This is a genomic window from Hylemonella sp. W303a (genome assembly GCF_046452315.1).
In the GTDB taxonomy this organism is placed as follows: Bacteria; Pseudomonadota; Gammaproteobacteria; order Burkholderiales; family Burkholderiaceae_C; genus Hylemonella.
On record NZ_JBKFDG010000001.1, the window covers coordinates 489,080 to 510,820 of the forward strand.

The window sequence follows — 21,741 nt, forward strand, 5'->3', positions numbered from 1 at the left end:
GGGTTGAGAAATTCTCAAGATTGAGAAATAATCTGCGTCATTCAAACACGAACCTTTCTTGTTCATTTTGCAATGAAACGCAGTCAACTCGGTAAACGCGCGCAAGTGCACGTTAAGACGAATCGGGAGTCGCTTGCTCTCAAGAGAGGCAGGACGCTTGGGCGTGCCTTGCATACAGGCACCTGCTTTGCGCTCTTTAAAAAGTCCATCGCGCGTGAGCTGTGGGGGGGCGCATGATCGCAATCACTGAAGTCGAAGTTAAGCTGCTTCCCCCGCTCCTTCAAGACTTTGTCCGTTTGATAGGGATCCCCGCAACCATGCTCCTTGTGCAGAACTATGGGGGCCGGAGAATCTATATTCCATCCCCAGAACGATGCACTGAAAAGCATGCGATTTCGCAATTGATCGGGCCGGGAAATTTGAGCAAGCTGGCTGACTGCTACGGAAGCATGCCCCATTTCCAGTTTCCCAAAGCGGAGCGTGCTTTGCTGGCTGTGCGAAATGCGCGCATCGTGAACGACTACAGGACTAAAACCGCGCGTGAACTGGCGATGCAACACAATCTTACGGAGGGTCAGATTGTTCGCATTCTGAGTCAAGCAGGCGCACATCCGCCTGCCAGTCGACGTCAAAACCAGCCTTCGTAGTCGTCGCCTTTGCGTGATCGATTGTCGAGGAGGCTGCAGCTTAGATGCGCGCGCCGCTGACTTGAGAGAGTTGGTAAGAATCGGATGCTCAAGGCGCTAGCCGCTCCCGAACCCAGGTCTCGCCTGTCGCGTCTCGCTCCAGCCGGTAGCGCAGCCGGTCATGCAAGCGGCTGGGGCGCCCCTGCCAGAACTCCCAGCGATCAGGGACCAAGCGGAAGCCGCCCCAATGCGGGGGGCGGGGCGGGTTCAGCAGGTATTGCGCGCCGTAGCGGGCCGCATTGGCGACCAGCACGCCGCGCCCGCCGATCACTTGGCTTTGCGGGCTGGCCCAGGCGCCAATGCGTGAGTCCAGTGGCCGGCTCTGGTAGTAAGCGTCGCTCTCTTCGGCGCTGACGCGGCCCACACGGCCTTCGATGCGCACCACGCGTTCCAACTCGACCCAATGGAACTGCAGCGCCGCGTAGGGGTTGCCCGCGAGTTCGCGGCCCTTGCGGCTCTCGTAGTTGCTGTACCAGACGATGCCACGCTCGTCATAGCCTTTGATCAGCACGACGCGCGACGAAGGCCGCAGGTCACTGCCGACCGTGGCCAGCGTCATCGCGTTGGGTTCGGGCAATTGAGCCTGCACCGCCTCGTTCAGCCACAGGGCGAACTGGCGCAGGGGGTCCGCCTGCGAGGCGTCTTCGCTGAGTTCAGCGCGTTCGTAGCTTTTGCGCAGTGCAGCCAATTCGGTGGCGTTCACGGGCGTGGCAGGTTGGGTGGAGCTCATGGCGAGATTGTAGGTAGACGCTCACGCAGGAAGTCCAGGAACACGCGGGTTTTGAGCGGCAGATGCGCCTGCTGGGGGTGGTAGGCGTAGAAGCCGGGAAATCCCGCGCTGTAGTCGGCCAACACCTCGACCAGCGCGCCGGAGCGCAGCGGCTCGGCCAGGGTCAGGTCCCACCCCATCGTGATTCCCAAGCCCGCGATGGCCGCGTTCATGCCGGTTTGCCAATGGCTGATGACCAGCGGGCCGCGCACCGCGTACTCGGTGATGGCGCCGTCGACAAGAAACTCCCATTTGTAGATGGCGCCGCTGCTGCGCATGCGGTAGTTGATGCAGCGGTGCGCCGCCAAGTCCTGCGGGTGTTGTGGCGTGCCATGGGCCTGCAGGTAAGCAGGCGAGGCCACGCAGCGCATGCGGAACTCGCGCGTCAGCGGCACGGCGACCATGTCGCGTTCCAGCGATTCGCCGATGCGCATGCCCAGGTCCAGGCCGTCGCGCACGATGTCCACGAAACCGTCGTCGTACACCAGCTCCAAGCCGATGTGCGGGTGCCGGGCGAAGAACTCGGGCAACAGGGGCTCGATCAGAAAGTTGCCGGTCATGTAGCCCAGCGTCAGGCGCAGGGTGCCCCCCTCGACGCCCGCGCTGGACTGCAGGTCTTCCGTGGCCGCCTTCAAACTGGCCAGCGCGGGCGCGACGCGGGCCAGGTAGGCGTGGCCGGCCTCGCTGAGGTTGACGCTGCGGGTGGTGCGCTCGAACAAGCGCACGCCCAGGCGGGTTTCCAGCTTCTTGATGGTTTGGGACAAGGCCGCCGGGGTCACGCCCAGCGCATGGGCGGCTTGGGTGAGGCTGCGGTGGGCGGCCACTTGCTCAAAGGCCGCCAGCGCGGCCAGGACGTCGGATTGCATGGGGGGCGATTGTTAAGTGGAAGTTGATAACCTAGATAGACACTTGGTATTTCTCTTTGCGACGCGCTGCGGCACACTGCCGCCGTTTCTCGCGTTCGTGGCCAGTTCCTCACTCGGACGTCGCGCCTGGCCCACTTTCATCGCAGACCCCCTCAGCACAAGGAGCCTCCATGGCAGTCTCATTCACCCTCAACGGCAAGCCTGCCTCGGTCAACGTGGACCCGGGCACCCCCATCCTCTGGACGCTGCGCGACACCCTGGGCATGACCGGCACCAAGTTCGGCTGCGGCATGGCGATGTGTGGCGCCTGCACCGTGCACCTCAACGGCGCGGCCATCCGCTCCTGCGTCACCCCGGTGGCCTCGGCCGAGGGCCAGCGCATCACCACCATCGAAGCGCTGGTCAACGACAAGGTCGGTCGCGCGGTCGAGGACGCCTGGGTCAAGCATGACGTCGCCCAGTGCGGCTACTGCCAAAGCGGCCAGATCATGAGCGCCACCGCGCTGCTGGCCAGCAACAAGAAGCCGAGTGACGCGGACATCGACGCCGCCATGGCCGGCAACGTGTGCCGCTGCGGCACCTACGCGCGCATCCGCGCCGCCATCCACGACGCGGCCCGCGCACTGGCCTGAAGAAGGGAGCAACACCATGACCACCCACACCCCCTTTCACTCCCGCCTGATCGACGCCCAACTGATCGGCGCTCTGCCCAAGGGCCTCCAGGCCTTGGCCCAGCGTCAGAGCGATGCAGCCCACGAATCGAGCGACGGCCTGCCCCGACGCTCCTTCCTCAAGCTGGCGGCGGGCTCGGGCTTCGCCCTGGGCGCTTTCCCCCTGGTCGCATCGGCGCAGGGCGCGTCCGGTGCGGCGGCCAGCGGCCTCAAGCCCACGCAGCTGCCCGCGGCTTTCGTGCGCATCACGCGTGACGGTGTCGTCACCGTGACGGTCAACCGCCTGGAGTTCGGCCAGGGCTCCCACACCGGTTTGGCCATGGTGCTTGCCGAGGAGCTGGACGCCGATTGGGCCCGGGTCCGCGCCGTGCACGGCGACGCCAATCCGGCCTACGTCGATCCGGCTTTCGGCATTCACCTCACGGGCGGCTCCAACGCCCTCAAGAACTCTTTTACCCAGTACCGCGAACTGGGCGCGCGCACCCGCGCCATGCTGGTGGCTGCGGCCGCCGAGCAGTGGAAGGTCGCGCCGTCCTCGCTGCGCACTCAAGGTGGCCAGGTGATCGGCCCCGGCGGCCGCAAGCTGGGCTATGGCGAACTGGCCGAGGCCGCGATGCAGCTGCCCGTTCCGGAACAGGTCAGCCTCAAGGACCCGAAACAATTCCGCCTGATTGGCCAACCCACGGGTCGACTGGACGCCCGCGCCAAGTCCAGCGGCCAGCAGAACTTCGGCATCGATTTGAAGCTGCCGGGCCTGCTGACCGCCGTGGTGGCCTACCCGCCCGTCTTTGGCGCCAAGCTGCAATCGGTGGATGACGCGGCGGCCAAGTCCGTGCCAGGTGTGCGCGCCGTGCTGCGCGTGCCGCTGGACCGGGGCGCCGAGGGTGTCGCGGTGGTCGCAGAGGGCTACTGGGCTGCCAAGCAGGGGCGCGACGCGCTCAAGGTGCAATGGAACACCAACGCGGTCGACAAGGTGGACAGCGCCCGCCAGCTCGCCGCCTACCGCGAACTGGCGACGAAGCCCGGCGCCTTGAAGTACGACGCTGACCTCTCCAAGCTGGCGGGCGCACCCCGCAAGATCAGCGCCGAGTTCGTGTTTCCGTACTTGGCCCACGCACCGATGGAGCCTCTGAACTGCACGGTGCAGATCAAGGGGCAGGGCGCGAACGCCCAGGCCGAGCTGTGGACCGGCACGCAGATGCCGGGCCTCGACACCTTGGCCGCCGCGGCCGCGTTGGGCGTCACGCCGCAGAACGTCAAGATGAATGTGCAGATGGCGGGGGGCGGGTTCGGTCGCCGCGCCGTGCCGAGCAGCGAGTTCGTTGTCCATGCCTGCGCGGTGGCCAAGGCCGCACGCACGGCGGGCCTGGAGGCCCCGGTGCGCACGCTCTGGAGCCGAGAGGATGACATCAAAGGCGGGTACTACCGTCCCATGCACCTGCACCGTGCCGAGATCGGTTTCGACGCGCAGGGCAAGGTGCTGGGTTGGAACCACGTGATCGTCGGCCAGTCCATCCTCAAGGGTTCGCCGTTCGAGGCCTTCATGGTCCAGAACGGCGTCGACGCCACCATGGTCGAAGGCATGAAGGAGCCCTATGACGTGCCCATGAAGCTCACGGTCCATCACCCGCAGCAGAACGTGCCGGTGCTCTGGTGGCGCAGCGTGGGCTCCACCCACACGGCCTACGTGATGGAGACCTTGGTCGACGAGATCGCCCGGGCGACTAAACAGGACCCGGTGGCCTACCGCCTCAAGCTGATGGAAGGCAAGCATCCGCGCCACCAGGCGGCGCTGCAGCTGGCGGTCGATAAGTCCGGCTACGGCAAGAAAAAACTCGCTGCCGGGCGTGCCTGGGGCGTGGCCGTGCACGAATCCTTCAACACCGTGGTGGCTTACGTGGTCGAGGCCTCGGTGAAGGACGGCATGCCCAAGCTGCACACCGTGACCGTGGGCGTGCATTGCAACCTCGCCGTCAACCCCAAGAGCGTGGAAGCGCAGGTCCAGGGCGCCGCACTGATGGGCCTGGGCATGTGCTTGCCTGGCGCGGCCATCACGCTCAAGGACGGCGTGGTCGAGCAAAGCAACTTCCACGATTACACCGTGGCCCGCATCACCGACATGCCGCGGATCGCCGTGCACATCGTGCCCAGCGCCGACGCGCCCACGGGCATGGGCGAGCCTGGCTTGCCGCCGCTCGCACCCGCCTTCGCCAACGCCATCGCACGGCTGACGGGCAAGACGCCGCGCCAGTTGCCCTTCCAGCTGGACGCGGCCTGAGCTTCAGGACGCGCGAACGACACCGACGCACGGCAACTCAAGGACGAGGAGTAGCTCATGGACAGTCTGGACTTGCGCGTGCTGGCCGATGCGCTGGCGTGGAAGCGGGCCGGTCATGCCGTGTCTCTGGTCACGGTGGTGCAGACCTGGGGCAGCGCGCCGCGCCCCCCGGGCGCGCTGCTGGCCGTGCGCGGAGATGGGCAGGTCAGTGGCTCGGTGTCGGGCGGCTGCGTCGAGGATGACTTGATCACCCGCGCGAAGGCCGCTTTGGCGACTGGAGCCGCGGTGGTGGGAACAGCGCGCCCCGAACTCATCGTCTACGGCGTGAACCAGGACGAAGCGGCGCGCTTCGGCCTGCCCTGCGGCGGCACGCTGCGCTTGGTGCATGAGCCGCTGCAGTCGGTGGACTGGATCGAAGACGTGCTGGCCCGCACGGCAGCGCACCAACTGGTGGCCCGTACCCTGGACTTGACAACAGGCGAGGTCACTTTGGCCCCGGCCCTGCGCGGGCAGGAGCTGGTTTTCGACGGGCGGCAACTCACCACGCTCTTCGGCCCGCGTTGGCGCCTGCTGCTGATTGGCGCGGGGCAGCTCTCCCAAGCCGTGGCGCAGATGGCGGCTTTGCTGGATTTCGAGGTGCTGGTCTGCGACCCGCGCGAGGAATACGCCGGCCACTTCGATGGCGCGACCGTGCAACGTCTGCGGGGCATGCCGGACGATGTGGTGCGCGAACTGATGCCTGACGCGCACACCGCCATCGTCGCGCTCACGCACGACCCCAAGCTCGACGACATGGCCTTGCTGGAAGCGCTCAAGTCCGCCGCCTTCTACGTCGGCGCGCTCGGTTCGCGGCGCAATCAGGGCGCGCGCAAGCAACGCCTGGCCGAGCACTTTGACCTCAGCGCCGAGGAACTGGCCCGCTTGCACGGCCCGGTGGGGCTGGACTTGGGGGCGCGCACCCCAGCGGAGATCGCCGTGTCCATCCTGGCCGAGATCGTGCAAGTGCGCAACGCGGCCTACCTGCGCGCACGGCGCGAGGCCGCCATCGCCTCGGTCGCCTCCGAGGCTGCTTCGGACAACACGGTGACCGACAGGGCGAGTTCCCTGTCGGGCCTTGCCGCATCCACTTGCGCGGTCGAGCGCTGAGCGTGCGCTTGCGATGAGCTTTGTCGTCCTGGTGCTCGCCTCGGGTCGGGGTGAACGTTTCTTGGCCTCGGGCGGCGCCGCGCTGGCCCCGCACAAACTGCAAGCATCGCTGGAAGGCCAGACGGTGCTGCAGCGCACCCTCGATGCCGTGCGCGCCAGCGGATTGCCCTGGCATCTCGAACACGACAACCATCCCGGCATGGGCGACAGCATCGCCGCCGCCGTGCGCGCGGCCTGCGTCACCCATCCTCACGCGCGGGGGTGGCTCATCCTGCCTGCTGATCTGCCGCTGATCCATCCTGACACCTTGCGTCGCGTGGCCGAGGCACCTGCCGAGTGGCAGGTCGTGCGGCCCGTTTACCAAGGCGAGGCAGGGCACCCGGTGCGCTTCACCAACGATTGCACGCACGACCTGCTGGCGCTCCAAGGGGATGCGGGTGCGGTATCGGTGGTACGCCGCCACGGCCCGCCGCAAACGATCGAAGTGGATGACGCGGGCTGCGTCACCGACATCGACACGGTGGAGGATCTGCTGCGTGCGCAGCGCCTGCTGCGGTCGCGGGCCTGAAGGGCCTGAACCCCAACTTGCTCGCCAGTCAGGGCGCGTGCTTGAGCAGCGCCTCCAGCGCCCGGTCCCGTATGCCGTGCGCGCGCAGGCTCTCCAGCGTTTGCCGCGCGTAGTCGCTGGTGCTGCCGTAGATGCCGCGCGCGTTGCGAAAGATGTGTTCGTATTGCCCGGCGCTCAGGTTGCCGGTGTAGTTGGGGCTGCGGCGTGACAAGGTGAAGGCCAGCGCCTGCACCGGGCCTTGCGGCGTGTCGCAGCGCAACCACCGGGGGTCGTAGACGCCGGTGGGCATCTCGCGCTGCCAGAGCTGGGTCAGTGTGGCGGGCGCTTGCGCGCGCGCGATGCGGTAGACCACGCCCTGGCAACTGCCGCCGGAGAGCAGCGCGAAGACCAAGCCTGGCACCTCCACCGTGCCACGGTTGATGCGACTCCACATCTTGAGCGCGCGGTGCCAGCCGCGCACCCGCGCCATGCGGCGCTCGGTGTAGTCGAAGTCTGGGCGCCAGATCAGCGAACCGTAACCGAACAACCAGAAGTCCCCGTGGTGGTGCCCTTGCGCGGGGTGATGTTCCTGCCATTCGCGCAGCGCTCGCGCCAGCAAGGGGGCCGGGTCACGCAGCGGGCGGGGCCGGGTGGCAGTCATGCGCGCGCACTCTGGGTCAGATGGGGGCGAGTTCAGGTCGGTCCCACTTCAGTTCGGGCCCAGTCGGCCGCCGTTGGCCAACCACCGGTCCAGTGCTTGCGGTTTGGCGTGCAGGTAGCCTTGTTGCGCCGTGCAACCGTGAGCGGAGAGAAACTCCGACTGTGCAGGCGTTTCCACGCCCTCGGCGACCACCTTGAGTTCGAGGTGGCGCGCCATGGACAAGATCATCTCCACGATGGCCGTGTCTCCCGGGTCGTGCGGCGTGTCGGTGATGAAGCTGCGGTCGATCTTCAGCTCATGCAGGGGCAGACGCTTCAGGTAAGCCAAGCTCGAATACCCGGTGCCAAAGTCGTCGATGGAGAAACGGATGCCACGTTCGGCCAGCGCCTCCATGCACTCGATGGTGTGTTCCAGATCATCCAGCAGCAGGCCTTCGGTGACTTCAAAGATCAGCTGCGTCGGGTCGGCCTGCGACCGGTCCAGCAGACCCAAGGCGTGCTTCACGAAATCAGGCTGGTGGAACTGCTGCGGGCTGACGTTGATGGACACCGGCACCGCGTGGCCCGCCTCGCGCAACTGGCGCTGGATGCGGCAACCTTGTTCCAGCACCCAATCCCCCAGGCTCAGGATCAAGTTGCTTTCCTCGGCGATGGGGATGAAGCGCGAGGGCGGAATGGGGCCCAGCGTCGGGTGCGTCCAGCGCAGCAACAACTCCACCCCCACGATCGCGCCCGCCGCGTCCACCTGGGATTGCAGGTGCAGGGCCAGTTGGTCTTGCTCGACCGCATGGATCAGGTCGTTCTCCAGCTTGAGCTTGTTCTCCACCTCCTGCTGCATCGCCGCCTCAAAGTAGGCGACGTGGTTGCGGCCGGCCGCCTTGGCGCGGTACATCGCCGTGTCCGCGTCGCGCAGCAGTTCCTCGGCGCCCTGAGCCACGCCGCCCAGCACCACCACGCCGATGCTGGCCTGGGTGCTGTAGGGTTGACCGTCCAGCATGAAGGGCTGCGCAAAGGACTCCCTCACCTTGTCCGCCACCACGCGAGCAGCGCGCGCTTCGCCTTGCGCGTCCATCGGGCTGTGCGGCGAGAGGATGACGAACTCATCGCCGCCCAGGCGCGCCACCGTGTCTTCCTCGCGCAGCAGGCCGCTCAGGCGCCGCGCCACCGCGACCAACAAGGCGTCCCCGGCGGCGTGACCGCGCGCGTCATTGATGTTCTTGAAGCGGTCCAAGTCCAGATAGAGCAGGGTGCCGCCCTGGGTGCCGCGCCGCGCGCTGGCCTGGGCCTGGTTGAGCCGGTCAATCAGCAGTCGGCGATTGGGCAAGCCGGTGAGTTCGTCGTAGTAGGCCAGCCGGTTCAGGGCCTGGGCCGTGTGCTGCAGCTCGGTGTTCACGCGCCGCAAATCGTCCTGGCCTTCCTCCAGCGACGTGGCGATGTGGCGCTGCCGCTCCAGCGAGCGTTCCAGCTGCTGCAGCAGCACCGCGCAGGAGAGGGTGATGACGGCGTTGACGAACAGGAAATTGATGGTGATGACGACCCACTCGATGAAGGGGCGGTCATCAAAGCCCGCGACATGCAGGTCAGTGTTGCCCAGGTAGCCGAGCGTCATCAGCGTGACCGCGTTGACGGCCAGCGCGAACGAGGCCGGGCGCAAGCCCAGCAGCAGCGCCGCCATGACCGGAAAGGCGATCAGGTAGATCTGGCTGACGGGACCGACGTAGAACAGGAACCAGACCCCGATGAGGTAGATCAGGGCCAGCAGGTTCCAGGTGCGTGTCTTGTAGGTGAGGCGCGGGTGTTTCCACAGCACCAGCACCCAAATGAGCGCGGCCAAATCCACCCAGGCGATGCCCCACAGCCCTTGTTGCGAGGCCAGCCAGATGCCGGGCACCGCCGTGAGCACGCCCAACACCGCGACAAAGGCCAGGATGGTGGAGAGGATGCGCGCACGCCAGTCGTGCAGCACCTCCGGCTCGGACACGGTCGGGGCCAAGGCGTGCTCAAACAGGGTGGTCGCTTTCAAGGGGCGGAACCTCGCAAGGGGCTGGCCCGCGCGATTCGCAGGCCAGACCTCATCCTAGCGGGAGTCAGGCCTGGCGGGTAGTCTGCGCGCGCAAGCCGCAGGCCAAGCTCCGCGGGCCGGTGTTCAGCGCAGGCCCGCGCCCTCGGCGTACTCGGCGCGCTGAATCAGCTCCACCTTGTAGCCATCCGGGTCCGTCACGAAGGCGATCACCGTCGTGCCGCCCTTCACCGGGCCCGGCTCGCGCGTCACGTTGCCGCCCGCCGCCTTGATCTTCTCGCAGGCCGCGTAGGCGTCCGGCACGCCGATGGCGATGTGCCCGTAAGCCCCGCCCATCTCGTACTTGTCCACCCCCCAGTTGTAGGTGAGTTCGATTTCGGCCTGGTCCGGGTTGCCCTTGCCGTAGCCAATGAACGCCAAGGAGTACTTGTACTCAGGGTTCTCGGAGGTGCGCAGCAGGTTCATGCCCAGCACCTTGGTATAGAAATCGATGGAGCGCTGCAAGTCGCCGACGCGCAGCATGGTGTGAAGGACGCGCATGAGAAGAATTCCCTGGAGTTGATGCCAAAAAGCCAGGGGCGGAGCATAGCGCGGAGGGGATAGGAGGGTAGGAGCTGGGGGTTAGCCTGTTGGCTATGGAGGCGTGGCTGCAAGGGACTGCTATGCAGCGGTTGCTGCCGTAGGGCGAGGTCAGGTAGGCTCACCCTGTTCCCACGAAGCGGCTGTTCGGTTTGTCAACTTCGTGTTAAGACACGTCAACCTGCTCAAATGCCGATGCGTCGATGCCTCACCCACGGGGAAACGTCGCAACCCGTTTTCCCTGGAACCACCGTTTGTAGTGCCCCGGCGTTTGACCCGTCTCGCGCGCAAACAACCTGGAGAATGTCGCCAGGTCTTGGTAGCCAACGGCAACCACGACTTCAGCGACGGACATGGAGCTGAGTTCCAGCAAGTGCTTGGCCTTTTCGATACGGGCCTTCTGCAGCCACTGAAGAGGTGTCATGCAGGTTTCCTGGCGGTAACGCCGAAGTACCGTACGTGAAGTGACGTTGAAGGCGTCGGCCAGAGCGCAGAGGTTGTACGTTTCACTGAGGCGTTGTGCCAGCCACCGATTGACCTGCGTTGAAAACGGCGCGCGGTTCTGTGGAATCAACGCCGTGTCAACGTAGGCCCGCTGACTGACGCGCCCCCCATCGATCAGCGCCAGCTTGCTCACCGCGCGGGCCACAGCGGAGCCCATGCTCTCACGGATCAGGTGCAGGCCCAGATCCATCACGCTGCTCACAGCTCCGGTGGTGGTGACACCACCGTCTGACAGGATCACAGCATCCTTCTCAATCTGTACGTCGGGATACCTGTCTTGGAACTCACTCACAAAAGGCCAGGCGGTGGCGGCGCGCCGACCCTGGAGTACGCCCGCCTCCGCCAGGACGAAGCTGCCGATGCAGACCGAGGCCAGCTTTGTGCCTTGCCCATGGAAGCGGCGAATTGCCTTCAGTTCCTGGCTTAGCCGAGCAAAGCGCTCGTCCCACTCACCGAACCGGGAGACCTCCAAGCCGGGAACCACGATCAGATCCGGCTTGCCCCGCAGGCGCTGCGCCGCCACCTTGAACCCGCCTGCGATGGCCACAGGGTTTGGCCGGAGTGTGACGAGCCTGACCCGCAGCGCAGAGAATTTTCCCGGGTGCATGTTCTTGGCCAGGTGATTGGCCATGAGCACCAGGTCCGTCAAGGCAAACACTTCCATGCCCATGCAGCCCGGGTAGATGAGGATGGCGATCTCCTTGATCATTTATTCGTCCGAATGTCTTAAATGCACAAAATATAGTCTGAAACGACACTGGCTGATCACGCTGGGAACGAACAAGATAAAGCCTCACTCAACCACTGAGCAAAGGCCTTGTTATGCGATTGACGATTGTTCTTTTTGATGGATTCACCGCGCTGGACATTGTTGGCGGCTACGAAGTCTTGGCCAACATACCTGGGGTAGAAACAGAATTTGCAGCTTTGCAATGCGGCCCCGTTTGGGCCGATACAAGACGCCTAGCGTTGACAGCGTACAGAAGCTTCGCCGACATCGACAGCACCGACATCCTGTACGTACCTGGTGGCCCGGGTGTCATTCCTGCTTTGAGCGACCAGGACGTACTCGACACCATCCGGCGACTGGCCGTCAGTGCCAAATGGACGGTGGGGATCTGCAACGGCGTTGAGCTGCTCGGCGCGGCTGGGCTCTTGTATGGCAAGCAGGTCACCACGAACTGGGCGGTCCGCGACAGGGTTGCCGACTATGGTGCGAATGTCAGCACAAACCGGTTCATCCGCGATGGCCAGCTCATCACCGGTGCCGGCGTCTCCGCCAGCATCGACGCAGGACTGTTTCTGGCCGGTCTGCTGGCCGGCGAGGAGTTGGCCAAGACGCTGCAACTCGGAATCGAGTATTACCCCGACCCTCCCTTTGGCAACGGAACGCCCGACAGTGCATCGGACTTTGCCAAGTCCATCGTGAAGCAATTCGAAGCCGAAGGCGCCGAGCGCATTCGCAGCCTGACCCCGCCGGCCTGAGCCGGGCAATCACTCTGCGGGAACTCCATGGACTACTTCTTCTCGCCTATGGCGTGCTCTTTCGCGGGGCATTTGATCATTCTCGAGGCCTCGTTACCCATCACGATGCAGCCTGTATCGCTGTTGCGAAAGCAGACAAGCGATGGCCTTGCGTTTGAGACCATCTCGACCAAGAGCCAGGTCCCGGTGCTGCGTTTCGACGATGGTCGCATCCTCACCGAAAACAGCGTTGTGTTGCAGGTGCTCGCCGAGATGGCTCCTGAATTCGGTCACCTTCCGGCGCGATCAAGCCAGAACGGACAGGCCACTCTTGAATGGCTGAACTTCGTGGCTTCGGAATTACACAAGCACTGCCTTTACCCGATCTTCACGAAAGGCGTGCCGGCAGAAGTACAGGCGTGGGCGAAGGTCAATTTGGGAACGAAGCTCGCCTTCGTTTCCAAGCGTCTTTCCCACACCCCTTATCTGGCCGGCAATGCCTTCTCGGTCGCCGACGCCTACTTCGGCTGGGCGCTGATGCTCACCCTGCGCGGCGGGCTGTGGGAGCCGAAGGGCGATTTGCTCGCCTACTGGGGCCGCCTGCTGGAGCGGCCTGCCTTCATAGCGGCCATGGAAAACGAAGAAGAACTGTTCAACCAATTCGCCTGAACCAGGAGACGACCTGTGCCTACCGTGATCGAAGAATTCACCGTCGCCATCGAGCGTTCAAAAGCGCTGAAGAGCCGGCCCGACAGCCCCATGCTGCTCAAGTTGTACGGTCTGTACAAGCAGGGCACCGCAGGAGATAACACCACTCCAAAACCCGGGTTCGGCGACATGATGGCGCGCACGAAGTGGACAGCCTGGACGGAATGCAAAGGACTGTCTCAAGAGGAGGCGATGCAGCGTTACATCGACTTGGTCGCCGGGCTCGAGTGAGTGTTCTCGAAGAAGTTTTGATCAACTGATTTCGCGGTGTGGTCAGGAGACCCGGTCCGGATCGGGCAAGAGAGTAGAGCGGTCATTGGGCATGGCGCAGCTCGTATGACTCTTTCCATCCTCAAGCCGCCGTACCGCCAAGCCGGTTTGCCCGTCGGAGCGCCACCCACCAATTGCCTCCGCAGTTTGACATCGACTGCACGAAACGGCTCCAATTGTGGGAGGCGACCTGACGCGGCACGGTCTGGTCATAGGTCAGAACGTCGTCGAAACCTAGGGCGCGCACGCAACTTTGGTTCGGAGGTTCCATGACGATCCCCACAACGATTTTTTTCATCGGTGTGTTCGCACTCATCCAGGTACCGCTCACCGTCATGGTTGGTTACCGAAGGGTGCAGACCAACATCCAGTTCCTGGACGGAGGTGATCAGACGCTGCTGCGCCGAATGCGCGCCCACGCCAATTACACGGAGAACGTGCCCATCGTGCTCCTGGCCATGGCTGCGGCTGAGCTGGGGCACGCACCCCACTGGCTGCTGTGGGCCGGTGGCATCAGCCTGCTGGTGGGGCGGATCATGCACGCGGCCATTCTTGTGCTGAAGGGTTGGGGCCTGCCTCGAGCCTTGGGCATGATCCTGACTTTTCTGCCCATGCTGGCATTCGGCGGCTGGTGCGTGGCGCAGGCTTTCAGGTAGTGCGCTTCCGCGCGGGAACTGTGTGCGCAAGACCCTGTGGCTGGCATGAGCCGTGCGTCGCAGTTCTTCAGATGGTTCGGGCATCATCGGCCTGAGCGCTTGGCGCTTGTTTGAAACAGCGGAGTGAAGCGAACATGAAAGCATTGGTGCTCGACGCCTATGGACCGGGGCGCCTGCTGCGAGCGACGGATCTGCCCGAACCCGACTTGCGCGACGACGAGGTGCTGGTCGAAGTCCACGCGGCTGGCCTGAACCCCTTGGACGTGAAGATCAGGAGTGGGGCGTTCAAGCTCATCTTGCCTTATCGCGTGCCGCTGGTGCTGGGGCATGACGTGGCGGGAGTGGTGGTCAAGACGGGGCCACGGGTGCGCCGGTTCAAGCCGGGCGATGAGGTTTATGCGCGCGCCGATGATTTCCGCATCGGCAGCCTGGCGGAGTTCATTCCGGTCAAGGAGTCCTCGCTGGCGCTCAAGCCGCGCGGCCTCTCGATGGAAGAGGCCGCGGCGGTTCCCCTGGCCGGGCTCACCGCCTGGCAGGCGCTGGTTGAAAGGGCGCAACTGCAGCGAGGGCAGAAGGTGTTCATCCAGGCAGGTTCGGGTGGCGTGGGCACCTTGGCCATCCAATTGGCCCGGCATTTGGGCGCGAGCGTCGCCACCACGGCCAGCGTGGCCAGCGCCGCACTCGTGCAGCGTTTGGGGGCGGACCTGCTCATCGACTACAAGACGCAGCAGGTCGACGACGTGTTGCGCGACCAGGACGTGGTGCTGCACAGCCAGGATGCCAAGGCACTCGACAAATCGCTGCGTGTGCTCAAACGTGGTGGCAAGCTCGTCTCCCTGTCCGGGCCGCCCGACCCCGCGTTCGGCCGAGACACAGGGGCATCCTGGCTCGTGCGGCTGGCCGTGCGTTTTTTGAGCGCCGGTGTCCGGCGCAGGGCGAAGCGCCTGGGCGTGGCTTACGAATTCCTGTTCATGAAGGCGAATGGCCAGCAACTCGGTGAACTCACCCAGCTCATCGAGGCCGGGGCCATTCGTCCGGTGGTCGACCGGGTTTTTCCGTTCGAATCGACCAATGAGGCCCTGGCTTATGTCGAAACAGGCCGCGCCAAGGGCAAAGTGGTGGTGAGGGTGAAGTGAAGTTGATCGTGGTGGAGTAGGGTGGCGCGCGCGCAGTCAGCATTTTGATATCGAAAATATACCTGCTATATTGTCGCTACCAAAACTCGGAGCACCCACCATGTTCAAGCCCGGCATCACCGTCTGGTACAGCGTCAAGAACCTGCAGCAGACCCTGGACTTCTACACCCAGAAACTCGGTTTCTCCGTCACCTTCCACGACCCGGAGTCCAGCATGGCCATGGTCGACACCAACACGCCGGGCGTGCGGATCGGCTTTTCCGAGGCGCAGGAGGTCGTGCCCTCGACCTCGTCCACGGTCTTCGAGGTATCGGACGTCGTGGCGGCGCGCCGGACCCTGGAAGACCGTGGCGTGCGCTTTCAGGGTGAGATCGAGACCGTGCCCGACATGGTGAAGCTCGCCACATTCACCGACCCCGACGGGCACAACCTGATGCTGTCGGAAGACCTGACCCAGCCTTGAAGACCCAGAAGACCGTACTACAACTGGCGCAGGCCCTGTCTGGCCAGTGGACCGTGCCCTTGCTGCTGGCCATGGGGCCAGCGCGTGGCCGTTTCTCGCCCATGCAGAAAGCGTTGGGCATCACGCCCGCGCGCCTGAGCGACAACCTTTGGCGCTTGGAGGCCAATGGTCTGCTGGTCCGCCTTTCGCCCGAGGAGCGCCGCCACCCGGCCTTGCCCGAGTACCTGCTCACCGAGCAAGGCGAGCAACTGCGCGAGGCCGCTCGTGCCATGCAACTCACGGAGCAACGCCTGGGCCTGGGGCGCCTCTCGGCCCAGGCCTGGAACATGCCGCTGCTGCTGGCTCTGCACTACGGGCATGAACGCTTTCAGCAGATCGGCAAGGCGCTGGACCCGGTCACGCCCCGCATGTTGTCGGCTCGGCTGGAATCCTTTCAGCAGCTCGGCGCCATCCACAAGGCGCTGGAGCCCGAACCGCGCCCGACTTTTCTGTACCACCTGCAGGCCACGGCCCGCGCGCCCGTGGGGCAGTTCGCCATGGATCTGGAGTCGCTGGCCTGAATGCCATGGCGTGCATGGCGTGGACACCTCCATGCCGCAAACACGCGTTCCGAAGCGGGGTGGCGTCGCACCTTGCGGCGGCCTGTTCAGGCGCTGGCGATAATCCGAGCCATTCCTTTTAGTTTCTTTCCCGTTCAGCCAGAGGCCACAGCAGCGCATGTCCACCTTCACCAAGACCATCCTCTTCACCGACACCGACGGCCGCGCGCGTTTCCGCGAAGAATCCGTGCCGCTCACGCAGGGCACGCCGCAATCCATGCTGTCCGAGGTTTACGCCAGTGGCGGGTACCAGCTGCGCATGAGCCCGGTGGGTTTTCGCAGCACGTTCCATTGCACGGGTGCGCCGCAATGGTGTTTCATCCTCGGTGGGCAGATGGAAATTGGCCTGCAAGACGGCAGCTCGCGCATCTTCAAGCCGGGTGAGCATTTCTATTCGGCGGACGTGCTGCCCGCGGGCGCGACGTTTGACGACAAGGTGCATGGGCATTGGAGCCGCCAAGTGGGCGACCAGCCGCTGTACACCCTGTTCGTGCGGGGATGAGCCTGGACCCGGAGCCCGACGAGTCGGCGCCTTCGTCGGCACCGTCACCGGCGTCCTCATGGACGCCCTCGCACACCGACGTGGGCGCTGAAGCGCGCCGCCTGGCCCAGGCGCGTGCATCCCTCGTGCGCGAGGGCGTTGTGTTCTGGCCTGCCGAGCAAACCGCCGAGCGGCTGGCGGGGCGCACGGGTTTCAGCGACCGTGATTGGACGGCGTTCCAGGACAGCTGGAACCGCTTGGAGCGTGACCGCTACATGGCCGATGGCGGGCGCTACCGCGAGCGACGGCATGCGACCTTCAGCGCGACGGCGTCGGGGCCGGTGCGGCAGGAGCCCCACCGCCCGCATTACCAAAGCCGCGCCTACAACCCGCTCAACGGTGGCATCGCCCGCCACTTCGCGCCGGTGGAAGCCGACATCGCGCAAGGCACAGTGCTGGGCGCGGTGCTGTCCTGCTGCCGTGATCTGTTCGGCGCGCTCGCCCCCGCGCGGGCCTGGCACATCGAGGTGCACCAGTTCCGCATCGACGCGGCCCGCAGCGGCGCCACGCCCACGCCCGAGGGGGTGCACCGTGATGGCGTGGATTTCGTTTGGATGATGCTGGTCCAGCGCCGCAATATCGAAGGGGGCGAGACGCGCATCCGCGATCAGGCGGGCGAGACCCTGGCACGCTTCACGCTCGCCGAGCCCTTGGACGCGGCCATCGTCGACGACGCCCGGGTGCTCCACGGCGTCACGCCTGTCACGCCCTTGGACCCGTCTCAGCCCGCCTGGCGCGATGTGCTGGTGGTCACCTTCGCGGGCCAGCCGCCGGAGCAGGGGGACTGAGCCAGGTCAGCAGTCGATGAGGTCAGCGCTGGCCCAACGCACCGCAGGCCAGCGCCGCTAGCCGCAGGGCGCGGATGTCGTCCGGCCCGGTGCGGCAGCACCCGCCGATGAGGCGGGCGCCGCCTTGGTGCCAGCGCATGGCCTGGGCGGCGAAATCGTGGGCCTGGCCGTCGCCTCGCCATACCTTGCCCACCGCGTCGTAGTGTTCGCCGGAGTTGGGGTAGACCACGATGGGTTTGCTCGTGCGCGCGCGTACACGTTCGATCAGCGAGGGCACGAACTCTGGCGCCGTGCAGTTCACCCCCACCGCCGCCACCTGGGGCACGGGGTCCAGCGCGGCCACGCAATCCGCCAGCGCTTCACCCTGGCTGTTGTGTTCGCCGTCGCGGCAGGAAAAGCTGATCCAGGCCTGCACCCCTGGGAACTCGGGCAATAGGTCTGTGATGGCCAGTGCTTCCGCGAGGCACGGCAGTGTTTCACAGGCCAGCAGGTCGGCGCCTGCGTGGGCCAGGACTTGCAACCGCGGGCGGTGGAACGCCGCGAGGGCGGCGCGGGACACCCCCTGGTAGCCACGGTATTCCGAGCCGTCGGCCAGCATCGCTCCGTAAGGCCCCACCGAGGCGGCCACCAGGGGTTTGCGTCGGCCGCTGCGGTGCTTCGGGTCAGACCAGAAGGCATCGCGGGCTTCGCAGGCGAGCTGGACCGAACGTCGCATTAGCTTCGCCGCCTCCTCATGGCCGAGGCCACGCTGCGCGAAGGCTTCAAAGGTGGCCTGGTAGCTGGCCGTGGTGGACACGTCGGCACCCGCGAGAAAGTAGTCCAGGTGCACTTGCCGGATCAGCTCGGGCTGCTCGATCAGCAGCTTGGCCGACCACAGTGGGTCTTTGAGGTCGGCGCCGCGCCGCTCCAGCTCGGTGGCCAGCGCGCCGTCGAGCACGAAGAGGCCTTGCTCGTCCAAGGCTTGCTGCAAGGGGTGGGTGGGCGTGTTCATGGTGGTCTCAGGGGATGGCCAAGTATCGTCGCGCGCAACGCGGCGTGGCGGCAAAAACGTGCCACCGAACGCGGCCGCACGGCGTATCGGTGGGGAGTCGCGCGCGGCCTGCGCGCTGAGCCGCTGCCTAGAATCCGCGCATGGACAGCGAACTGGATGTGTTTGACAGCAAGATCCTGGACTTGGTTCAGAAGGATTGCCAGCTCAGTGCAGAGCTGATTGCCGATGCGGTGGGGCTGTCCGCCTCTGCCGTTCAGCGCCGACTGCGGCGCATGCGCCAGGACAAGACCATCCGCGCCGAGGTTGCGGTGGTCAACCCGCAGGCGGTGGGCGATGCCATGTGTTTTCTGTCGGGGCTGGAGATCAAGGACAACTACGAGGCCCTGCCACGCATTCGACAGTGGGCCTTGGCCGAGCCAGCGGTCCAGCAGGTCTTCTACGTCACCGGCAGTTTTGACCTCATGATGGTGGTCGTGGCGCGCGATGTGCAGGCCTACGACGCCTTGGCGGCGCGGTTGATGGCCGAGATCCCGCAGGTGGTTCGCATGACCACGCATGTCGTCATCGACACCTTGAAACAGAGTCTCTTTGTGCCGGTGGCGATGAACAGGCCCTGACGCTGAGAGGCGCCACGGCCAGGTTCGCGTCGAGCCGTCCGGCAAACCGTCGTTCCAAAAAAGGTCAGCATGCCTGTCATGTTCCAACGCTTTGACATAGGAGGTCCCCGATGAACGCCATCGCCCTGCAACGCCTGAGTGTGGCCTTCGAGGCCGCCATTGCCGCGCGCCGTCTGCCCGGTGCGGTGCTGTACATCGCGCAGCGTGGTGAAACCCGCTGCTTCGACGCCCTGGGCTGGCAAGATGTGGAAGCTGGCCTGCCCATGCGGCGGGATTCGATCTTCCGCATCTACTCCATGACCAAGCCCATCGTGTCGCTCGCTGCGCTGATGCTGGTGGAGGAGGGGCGGCTGATGTTGGGCGATCCGGTCGCCCAGTACCTGCCTGAGTTTGGCGTGCAGCAGGTGGCGACGCAGGACGGCGACACGCTGCGCCTGGAGCCCGCCCAGCGCGGCATGACGGTGCACGATGTGCTGCGTCACACCTCGGGGCTGACCTATGAGTTCCTCGGCAATGACGCGGTTCAACGCCAGTACCGCGCGGCGGACGTGGCGTCTCGCGCGCGCAGCAACCGCGACATGTGCCGTGTGCTGGCCTCACTGCCCTTGGCCCGGCAGCCAGGATCGGCCTGGCTGTACAGCCGATCCACGGACGTGCTGGGCGCGGTGCTGGAAGTCGTCAGCGGCATGACGTTGGGTGAACTGCTGCGCCAGCGCATTTTCGAGCCACTGGGCATGCGTGACACGGGCTTTCACGTGCCGCACCCGCAGTGGCATCGCATCGCCGAACCCTTCGCCACCGACCCCGACAGCGGTGCGGCGGTGAACCTGATCGATGTGTGCGATCCGCCTGCTGGCGAATCCGGCGGGGGCGGCTTGGTTTCCACCGCCACCGACTACGCGCGCTTTTTACAGCTGATGCTCAACCGTGGTGAGTTGGAAGGCGTGCGGCTGGCGTCGCGCAAGACCATCGAGTGGATGACGTCCGACCATCTGGGTCGCATCGCGATCGAAGGTGACTTGCTCGCGCCAGGCCATGGCTTCGGACTCGGCGTGGCGGTGCGCACGACCCCGGGCCTGGCGCCGACGCCCGGATCCGTGGGCATGTACCACTGGAGCGGCATTGGCGGCACGACCTTCTTTGTCGACCCGCAAGAAGAGCTGTTTGCCATCCTGCTCGCGCAGGCGCCGGGGCAACGGGTGTATTACCGCAATCTGCTGCGCAACATGGTGTACGCGGCCCTGGACTGACCGAGGTGGTTGCCAGGGCCGACGTCACCGCATCACTTTGCGTCGATCAGGGCCTGGATGTCCAGCAGGGTCAGCTCGTCATCGTCCGGTTTGCCCAGTTGACGACCGGAGGAACCGGGGTAGTTGTTGTCGTTGACGACGACGATGTGCCGCGCGTCGACAATGGCCAGGCCTTCCGGGCCCAGGTGCGGCAGGCTGAACACTTCCTCGTTCGGGCCGCGCTTGGCGAGGCGCTGGGGGTTGGCGATCTTGAGCAGGTCGATGTAGGCCACCTTGCGCACGAAGCCGTTGGCGTCGGTACTGCTCAGGTCGATTTTGTAGACGCGCTTGAACTTCGCGGGCCGCGCGAAGCAATCCGGACGTTCTTCGCCCGAGCAAGCGGGCGCCATGCCCTCGGACGCATCGTCACGCTCGATCACCAGGCCGGTGGTGGCGTTCAGCATCTGGAAGTCGGCCATCACGTTGCCGCTTTCCTCGAAGGCGTATTTCCACTGCTTGCCGGTGTAGCGACGGCTGGCCACGTCGAATTCGAGGATGTGGGTGTAGATGCGGTCGTTGCTCTTCTCGAAGGTCCTGGTCTGAGCGTCGTACAGCGGCCATTCGAAGGCGGGGTACAGCGTCTTGCCGTCCGGGGACTGGGCCATGGGTTCGAAGCCACCCGAGCGGCGCACTTCCCATTGCGGCATGGCGTCGCTCGGCAGGTTCGGCAGGCGGCTGTTCAGGTAGTGATCGGGCGAACGGAAGTTCTTGCCGTCCACCACGGTCTCGGTCATGCCCAGCACCTTGCCGTTCAGATCGGTCTGCAGGAGGTAAGGGCCGAACTCGTCGCCGATCCACAGCGTGTTGCCGATCTTCTGGATCGATTCCACGTCGAAATCCGCGCCGGTGAGGTAGCGCTTGTCGCTGGCCTCGTTCTGGATGGCGAAGGGCACCTTGCGATCCGGGTCGTGCAGGAAGATGGTTTTGCGCAAGTTGACCTTGCCGCTCTTCCAATCCACCTGGACGGTGTGCACCATCAGCAGGGCGTCTTGCGAGTTGATCTTGCTGCCAAAGCCGTTGTCGGTCAGCACCAGGTAGTGGTCACGGTCCAGCGCGACGATGCCAGAAAAGCCTTGAACCGCTTGGCCCTTGACGGGCAGAGCGCCACCGGTGGCGCGCGGCTTGGAACCGCCTGCCGTGGTGTAGGAGGGTTCACTGCCCAGCTTTTCATTGCGTGTCCGAGCGCCGTTGGCGAACTTGCCCGCGGTCGCGAAGAAAGCGCCCGCGTCACGCGGCGCCGGGGTGGTGGTGTCCGTCGGCAGCGCGGCATGACCAGCCAGTGTGGCCGTCACGGCTTGTGGAGCCGACTGGGCCTGGGCGACATGAACGCCGCCCAGCAGCATCAGGCCGAGCAGCAGGGGTTGGATCGGGAATTGCAGAGCACCGCAACGCAAGGACATGGCACGACTCCGTGGAACATCAAAATCGTGCAGCATATGCAGGAGCGATGACAGTGCCGTGAATGTGTCCGACGCTGCGTGTGGATGAGCTGT

General features: G+C 65.1%; 24 protein-coding genes. 16 read left to right on the plus strand and 8 right to left on the minus strand.

Features of this window, described 5'->3' with window-relative positions; all coding sequences use genetic code 11:
- Positions 1 to 233 precede the first annotated feature (233 nt).
- Positions 234 to 647, plus strand: coding sequence for a Mor transcription activator family protein (locus ACLBKS_RS02220; protein WP_410191156.1), 414 nt, complete (start codon positions 234 to 236; stop codon positions 645 to 647).
- An 88-nt stretch (positions 648 to 735) separates the two neighbouring features.
- On the opposite strand, the gene pdxH is transcribed toward ACLBKS_RS02220, so the two are convergent.
- Both pdxH and ACLBKS_RS02230 read right to left on the minus strand, forming a co-directional pair.
- The gene (pdxH, locus tag ACLBKS_RS02225; protein WP_410191157.1) at positions 736 to 1,416 is read right to left on the minus strand and encodes a pyridoxamine 5'-phosphate oxidase; all 681 of its coding nucleotides are present in this window, start codon (positions 1,414 to 1,416) and stop codon (positions 736 to 738) included.
- Positions 1,413 to 2,321, minus strand: coding sequence for a LysR family transcriptional regulator (locus ACLBKS_RS02230; RefSeq protein WP_410191158.1), 909 nt, complete (start codon positions 2,319 to 2,321; stop codon positions 1,413 to 1,415). Before ACLBKS_RS02230 ends, pdxH begins: the two co-directional genes overlap by 4 nt.
- A 170-nt stretch (positions 2,322 to 2,491) precedes the next feature.
- Between ACLBKS_RS02230 and ACLBKS_RS02235 the strand changes: the two genes are divergently transcribed.
- From ACLBKS_RS02235 to ACLBKS_RS02250, 4 genes are read left to right on the plus strand one after another with little or no spacing between them, the layout of a single operon-like run.
- A complete protein-coding gene (locus ACLBKS_RS02235) occupies positions 2,492 to 2,953 on the plus strand; it encodes a (2Fe-2S)-binding protein (protein WP_410191159.1) in 462 nt (153 codons plus the stop codon).
- Between the two features lie 16 nt (positions 2,954 to 2,969).
- Complete coding sequence (locus ACLBKS_RS02240; RefSeq protein WP_410191160.1) at positions 2,970 to 5,270, plus strand: molybdopterin cofactor-binding domain-containing protein; 2,301 nt, start codon at positions 2,970 to 2,972, stop codon at positions 5,268 to 5,270.
- Between the two features lie 57 nt (positions 5,271 to 5,327).
- Entirely contained in the window at positions 5,328 to 6,416 is a 1,089-nt protein-coding gene (locus ACLBKS_RS02245; protein ID WP_410191161.1) for an XdhC family protein, read from the plus strand.
- Positions 6,417 to 6,429: 13 nt separating this feature from the next.
- The gene (locus ACLBKS_RS02250) at positions 6,430 to 6,984 is read left to right on the plus strand and encodes an NTP transferase domain-containing protein (RefSeq protein ID WP_410191162.1); all 555 of its coding nucleotides are present in this window, start codon (positions 6,430 to 6,432) and stop codon (positions 6,982 to 6,984) included.
- Between the two features lie 28 nt (positions 6,985 to 7,012).
- On the opposite strand, the gene ACLBKS_RS02255 is transcribed toward ACLBKS_RS02250, so the two are convergent.
- The 4 genes from ACLBKS_RS02255 to ACLBKS_RS02270 all read right to left on the minus strand — a co-directional run bounded on the left by ACLBKS_RS02255 (position 7,013) and on the right by ACLBKS_RS02270 (position 11,390).
- Positions 7,013 to 7,624: a gamma-glutamylcyclotransferase gene (locus tag ACLBKS_RS02255; RefSeq protein ID WP_410191163.1), complete on the minus strand. Its 612-nt coding sequence runs from the start codon at positions 7,622 to 7,624 to the stop codon at positions 7,013 to 7,015.
- 48 nt (positions 7,625 to 7,672) lie between these two features.
- A complete protein-coding gene (locus tag ACLBKS_RS02260) occupies positions 7,673 to 9,646 on the minus strand; it encodes a putative bifunctional diguanylate cyclase/phosphodiesterase (RefSeq protein WP_410191164.1) in 1,974 nt (657 codons plus the stop codon).
- 123 nt (positions 9,647 to 9,769) lie between these two features.
- Complete coding sequence (gene gloA / locus ACLBKS_RS02265; RefSeq protein WP_410191165.1) at positions 9,770 to 10,183, minus strand: lactoylglutathione lyase; 414 nt, start codon at positions 10,181 to 10,183, stop codon at positions 9,770 to 9,772.
- Between the two features lie 247 nt (positions 10,184 to 10,430).
- A complete protein-coding gene (locus ACLBKS_RS02270) occupies positions 10,431 to 11,390 on the minus strand; it encodes a GlxA family transcriptional regulator (protein WP_410191166.1) in 960 nt (319 codons plus the stop codon).
- Positions 11,391 to 11,548: 158 nt separating this feature from the next.
- On the opposite strand from ACLBKS_RS02270, the gene ACLBKS_RS02275 reads away from it, so the two are divergent.
- From ACLBKS_RS02275 to ACLBKS_RS02315, 9 genes are all read left to right on the plus strand, one after another.
- Positions 11,549 to 12,211, plus strand: a complete 663-nt coding sequence (locus ACLBKS_RS02275; protein ID WP_410191167.1) for a DJ-1/PfpI family protein — start codon at positions 11,549 to 11,551, stop codon at positions 12,209 to 12,211.
- 27 nt (positions 12,212 to 12,238) lie between these two features.
- Positions 12,239 to 12,859 carry a hypothetical protein gene (locus ACLBKS_RS02280; RefSeq protein WP_410191168.1) on the plus strand — a complete coding sequence of 207 codons (621 nt, stop codon included), beginning with the start codon at positions 12,239 to 12,241 and terminating at the stop codon, positions 12,857 to 12,859.
- Positions 12,860 to 12,874: 15 nt separating this feature from the next.
- Positions 12,875 to 13,129, plus strand: coding sequence for an acyl-CoA-binding protein (locus ACLBKS_RS02285; RefSeq protein WP_410191169.1), 255 nt, complete (start codon positions 12,875 to 12,877; stop codon positions 13,127 to 13,129).
- Between the two features lie 308 nt (positions 13,130 to 13,437).
- Positions 13,438 to 13,824: an MAPEG family protein gene (locus tag ACLBKS_RS02290; RefSeq protein ID WP_410191170.1), complete on the plus strand. Its 387-nt coding sequence runs from the start codon at positions 13,438 to 13,440 to the stop codon at positions 13,822 to 13,824.
- A gap of 134 nt (positions 13,825 to 13,958) precedes the next feature.
- Positions 13,959 to 14,960: an NADP-dependent oxidoreductase gene (locus ACLBKS_RS02295; protein ID WP_410191171.1), complete on the plus strand. Its 1,002-nt coding sequence runs from the start codon at positions 13,959 to 13,961 to the stop codon at positions 14,958 to 14,960.
- A 100-nt stretch (positions 14,961 to 15,060) separates the two neighbouring features.
- Complete coding sequence (locus tag ACLBKS_RS02300) at positions 15,061 to 15,423, plus strand: VOC family protein (RefSeq protein WP_410191172.1); 363 nt, start codon at positions 15,061 to 15,063, stop codon at positions 15,421 to 15,423.
- Positions 15,420 to 15,983, plus strand: coding sequence for a winged helix-turn-helix transcriptional regulator (locus ACLBKS_RS02305; RefSeq protein WP_410191173.1), 564 nt, complete (start codon positions 15,420 to 15,422; stop codon positions 15,981 to 15,983). Before ACLBKS_RS02300 ends, ACLBKS_RS02305 begins: the two co-directional genes overlap by 4 nt.
- A 157-nt stretch (positions 15,984 to 16,140) precedes the next feature.
- Positions 16,141 to 16,524: a hypothetical protein gene (locus ACLBKS_RS02310; protein ID WP_410191174.1), complete on the plus strand. Its 384-nt coding sequence runs from the start codon at positions 16,141 to 16,143 to the stop codon at positions 16,522 to 16,524.
- Positions 16,521 to 17,351, plus strand: a complete 831-nt coding sequence (locus ACLBKS_RS02315; RefSeq protein WP_410191175.1) for a 2OG-Fe dioxygenase family protein — start codon at positions 16,521 to 16,523, stop codon at positions 17,349 to 17,351. The genes ACLBKS_RS02310 and ACLBKS_RS02315 overlap by 4 nt, the downstream gene beginning before the upstream one ends.
- A gap of 22 nt (positions 17,352 to 17,373) precedes the next feature.
- On the opposite strand, the gene mmuM is transcribed toward ACLBKS_RS02315, so the two are convergent.
- Positions 17,374 to 18,342, minus strand: coding sequence for a homocysteine S-methyltransferase (mmuM, locus tag ACLBKS_RS02320; RefSeq protein WP_410191176.1), 969 nt, complete (start codon positions 18,340 to 18,342; stop codon positions 17,374 to 17,376).
- A gap of 140 nt (positions 18,343 to 18,482) precedes the next feature.
- Here mmuM and ACLBKS_RS02325 point away from each other — a divergent pair, with 140 nt between their 5' ends.
- Together ACLBKS_RS02325 and ACLBKS_RS02330 are read left to right on the plus strand one after the other, a co-directional pair.
- Positions 18,483 to 18,959 (plus strand): Lrp/AsnC family transcriptional regulator, encoded by a 477-nt coding sequence (locus tag ACLBKS_RS02325; protein WP_410191177.1) that lies wholly within the window; start codon positions 18,483 to 18,485, stop codon positions 18,957 to 18,959.
- 110 nt (positions 18,960 to 19,069) lie between these two features.
- Positions 19,070 to 20,209: a serine hydrolase domain-containing protein gene (locus ACLBKS_RS02330; RefSeq protein WP_410191178.1), complete on the plus strand. Its 1,140-nt coding sequence runs from the start codon at positions 19,070 to 19,072 to the stop codon at positions 20,207 to 20,209.
- A gap of 32 nt (positions 20,210 to 20,241) precedes the next feature.
- Here the strand turns inward: ACLBKS_RS02330 and ACLBKS_RS02335 are convergent, their stop codons facing one another.
- The gene (locus ACLBKS_RS02335; protein ID WP_410191179.1) at positions 20,242 to 21,648 is read right to left on the minus strand and encodes an esterase-like activity of phytase family protein; all 1,407 of its coding nucleotides are present in this window, start codon (positions 21,646 to 21,648) and stop codon (positions 20,242 to 20,244) included.
- Positions 21,649 to 21,741: the final 93 nt, after the last annotated feature.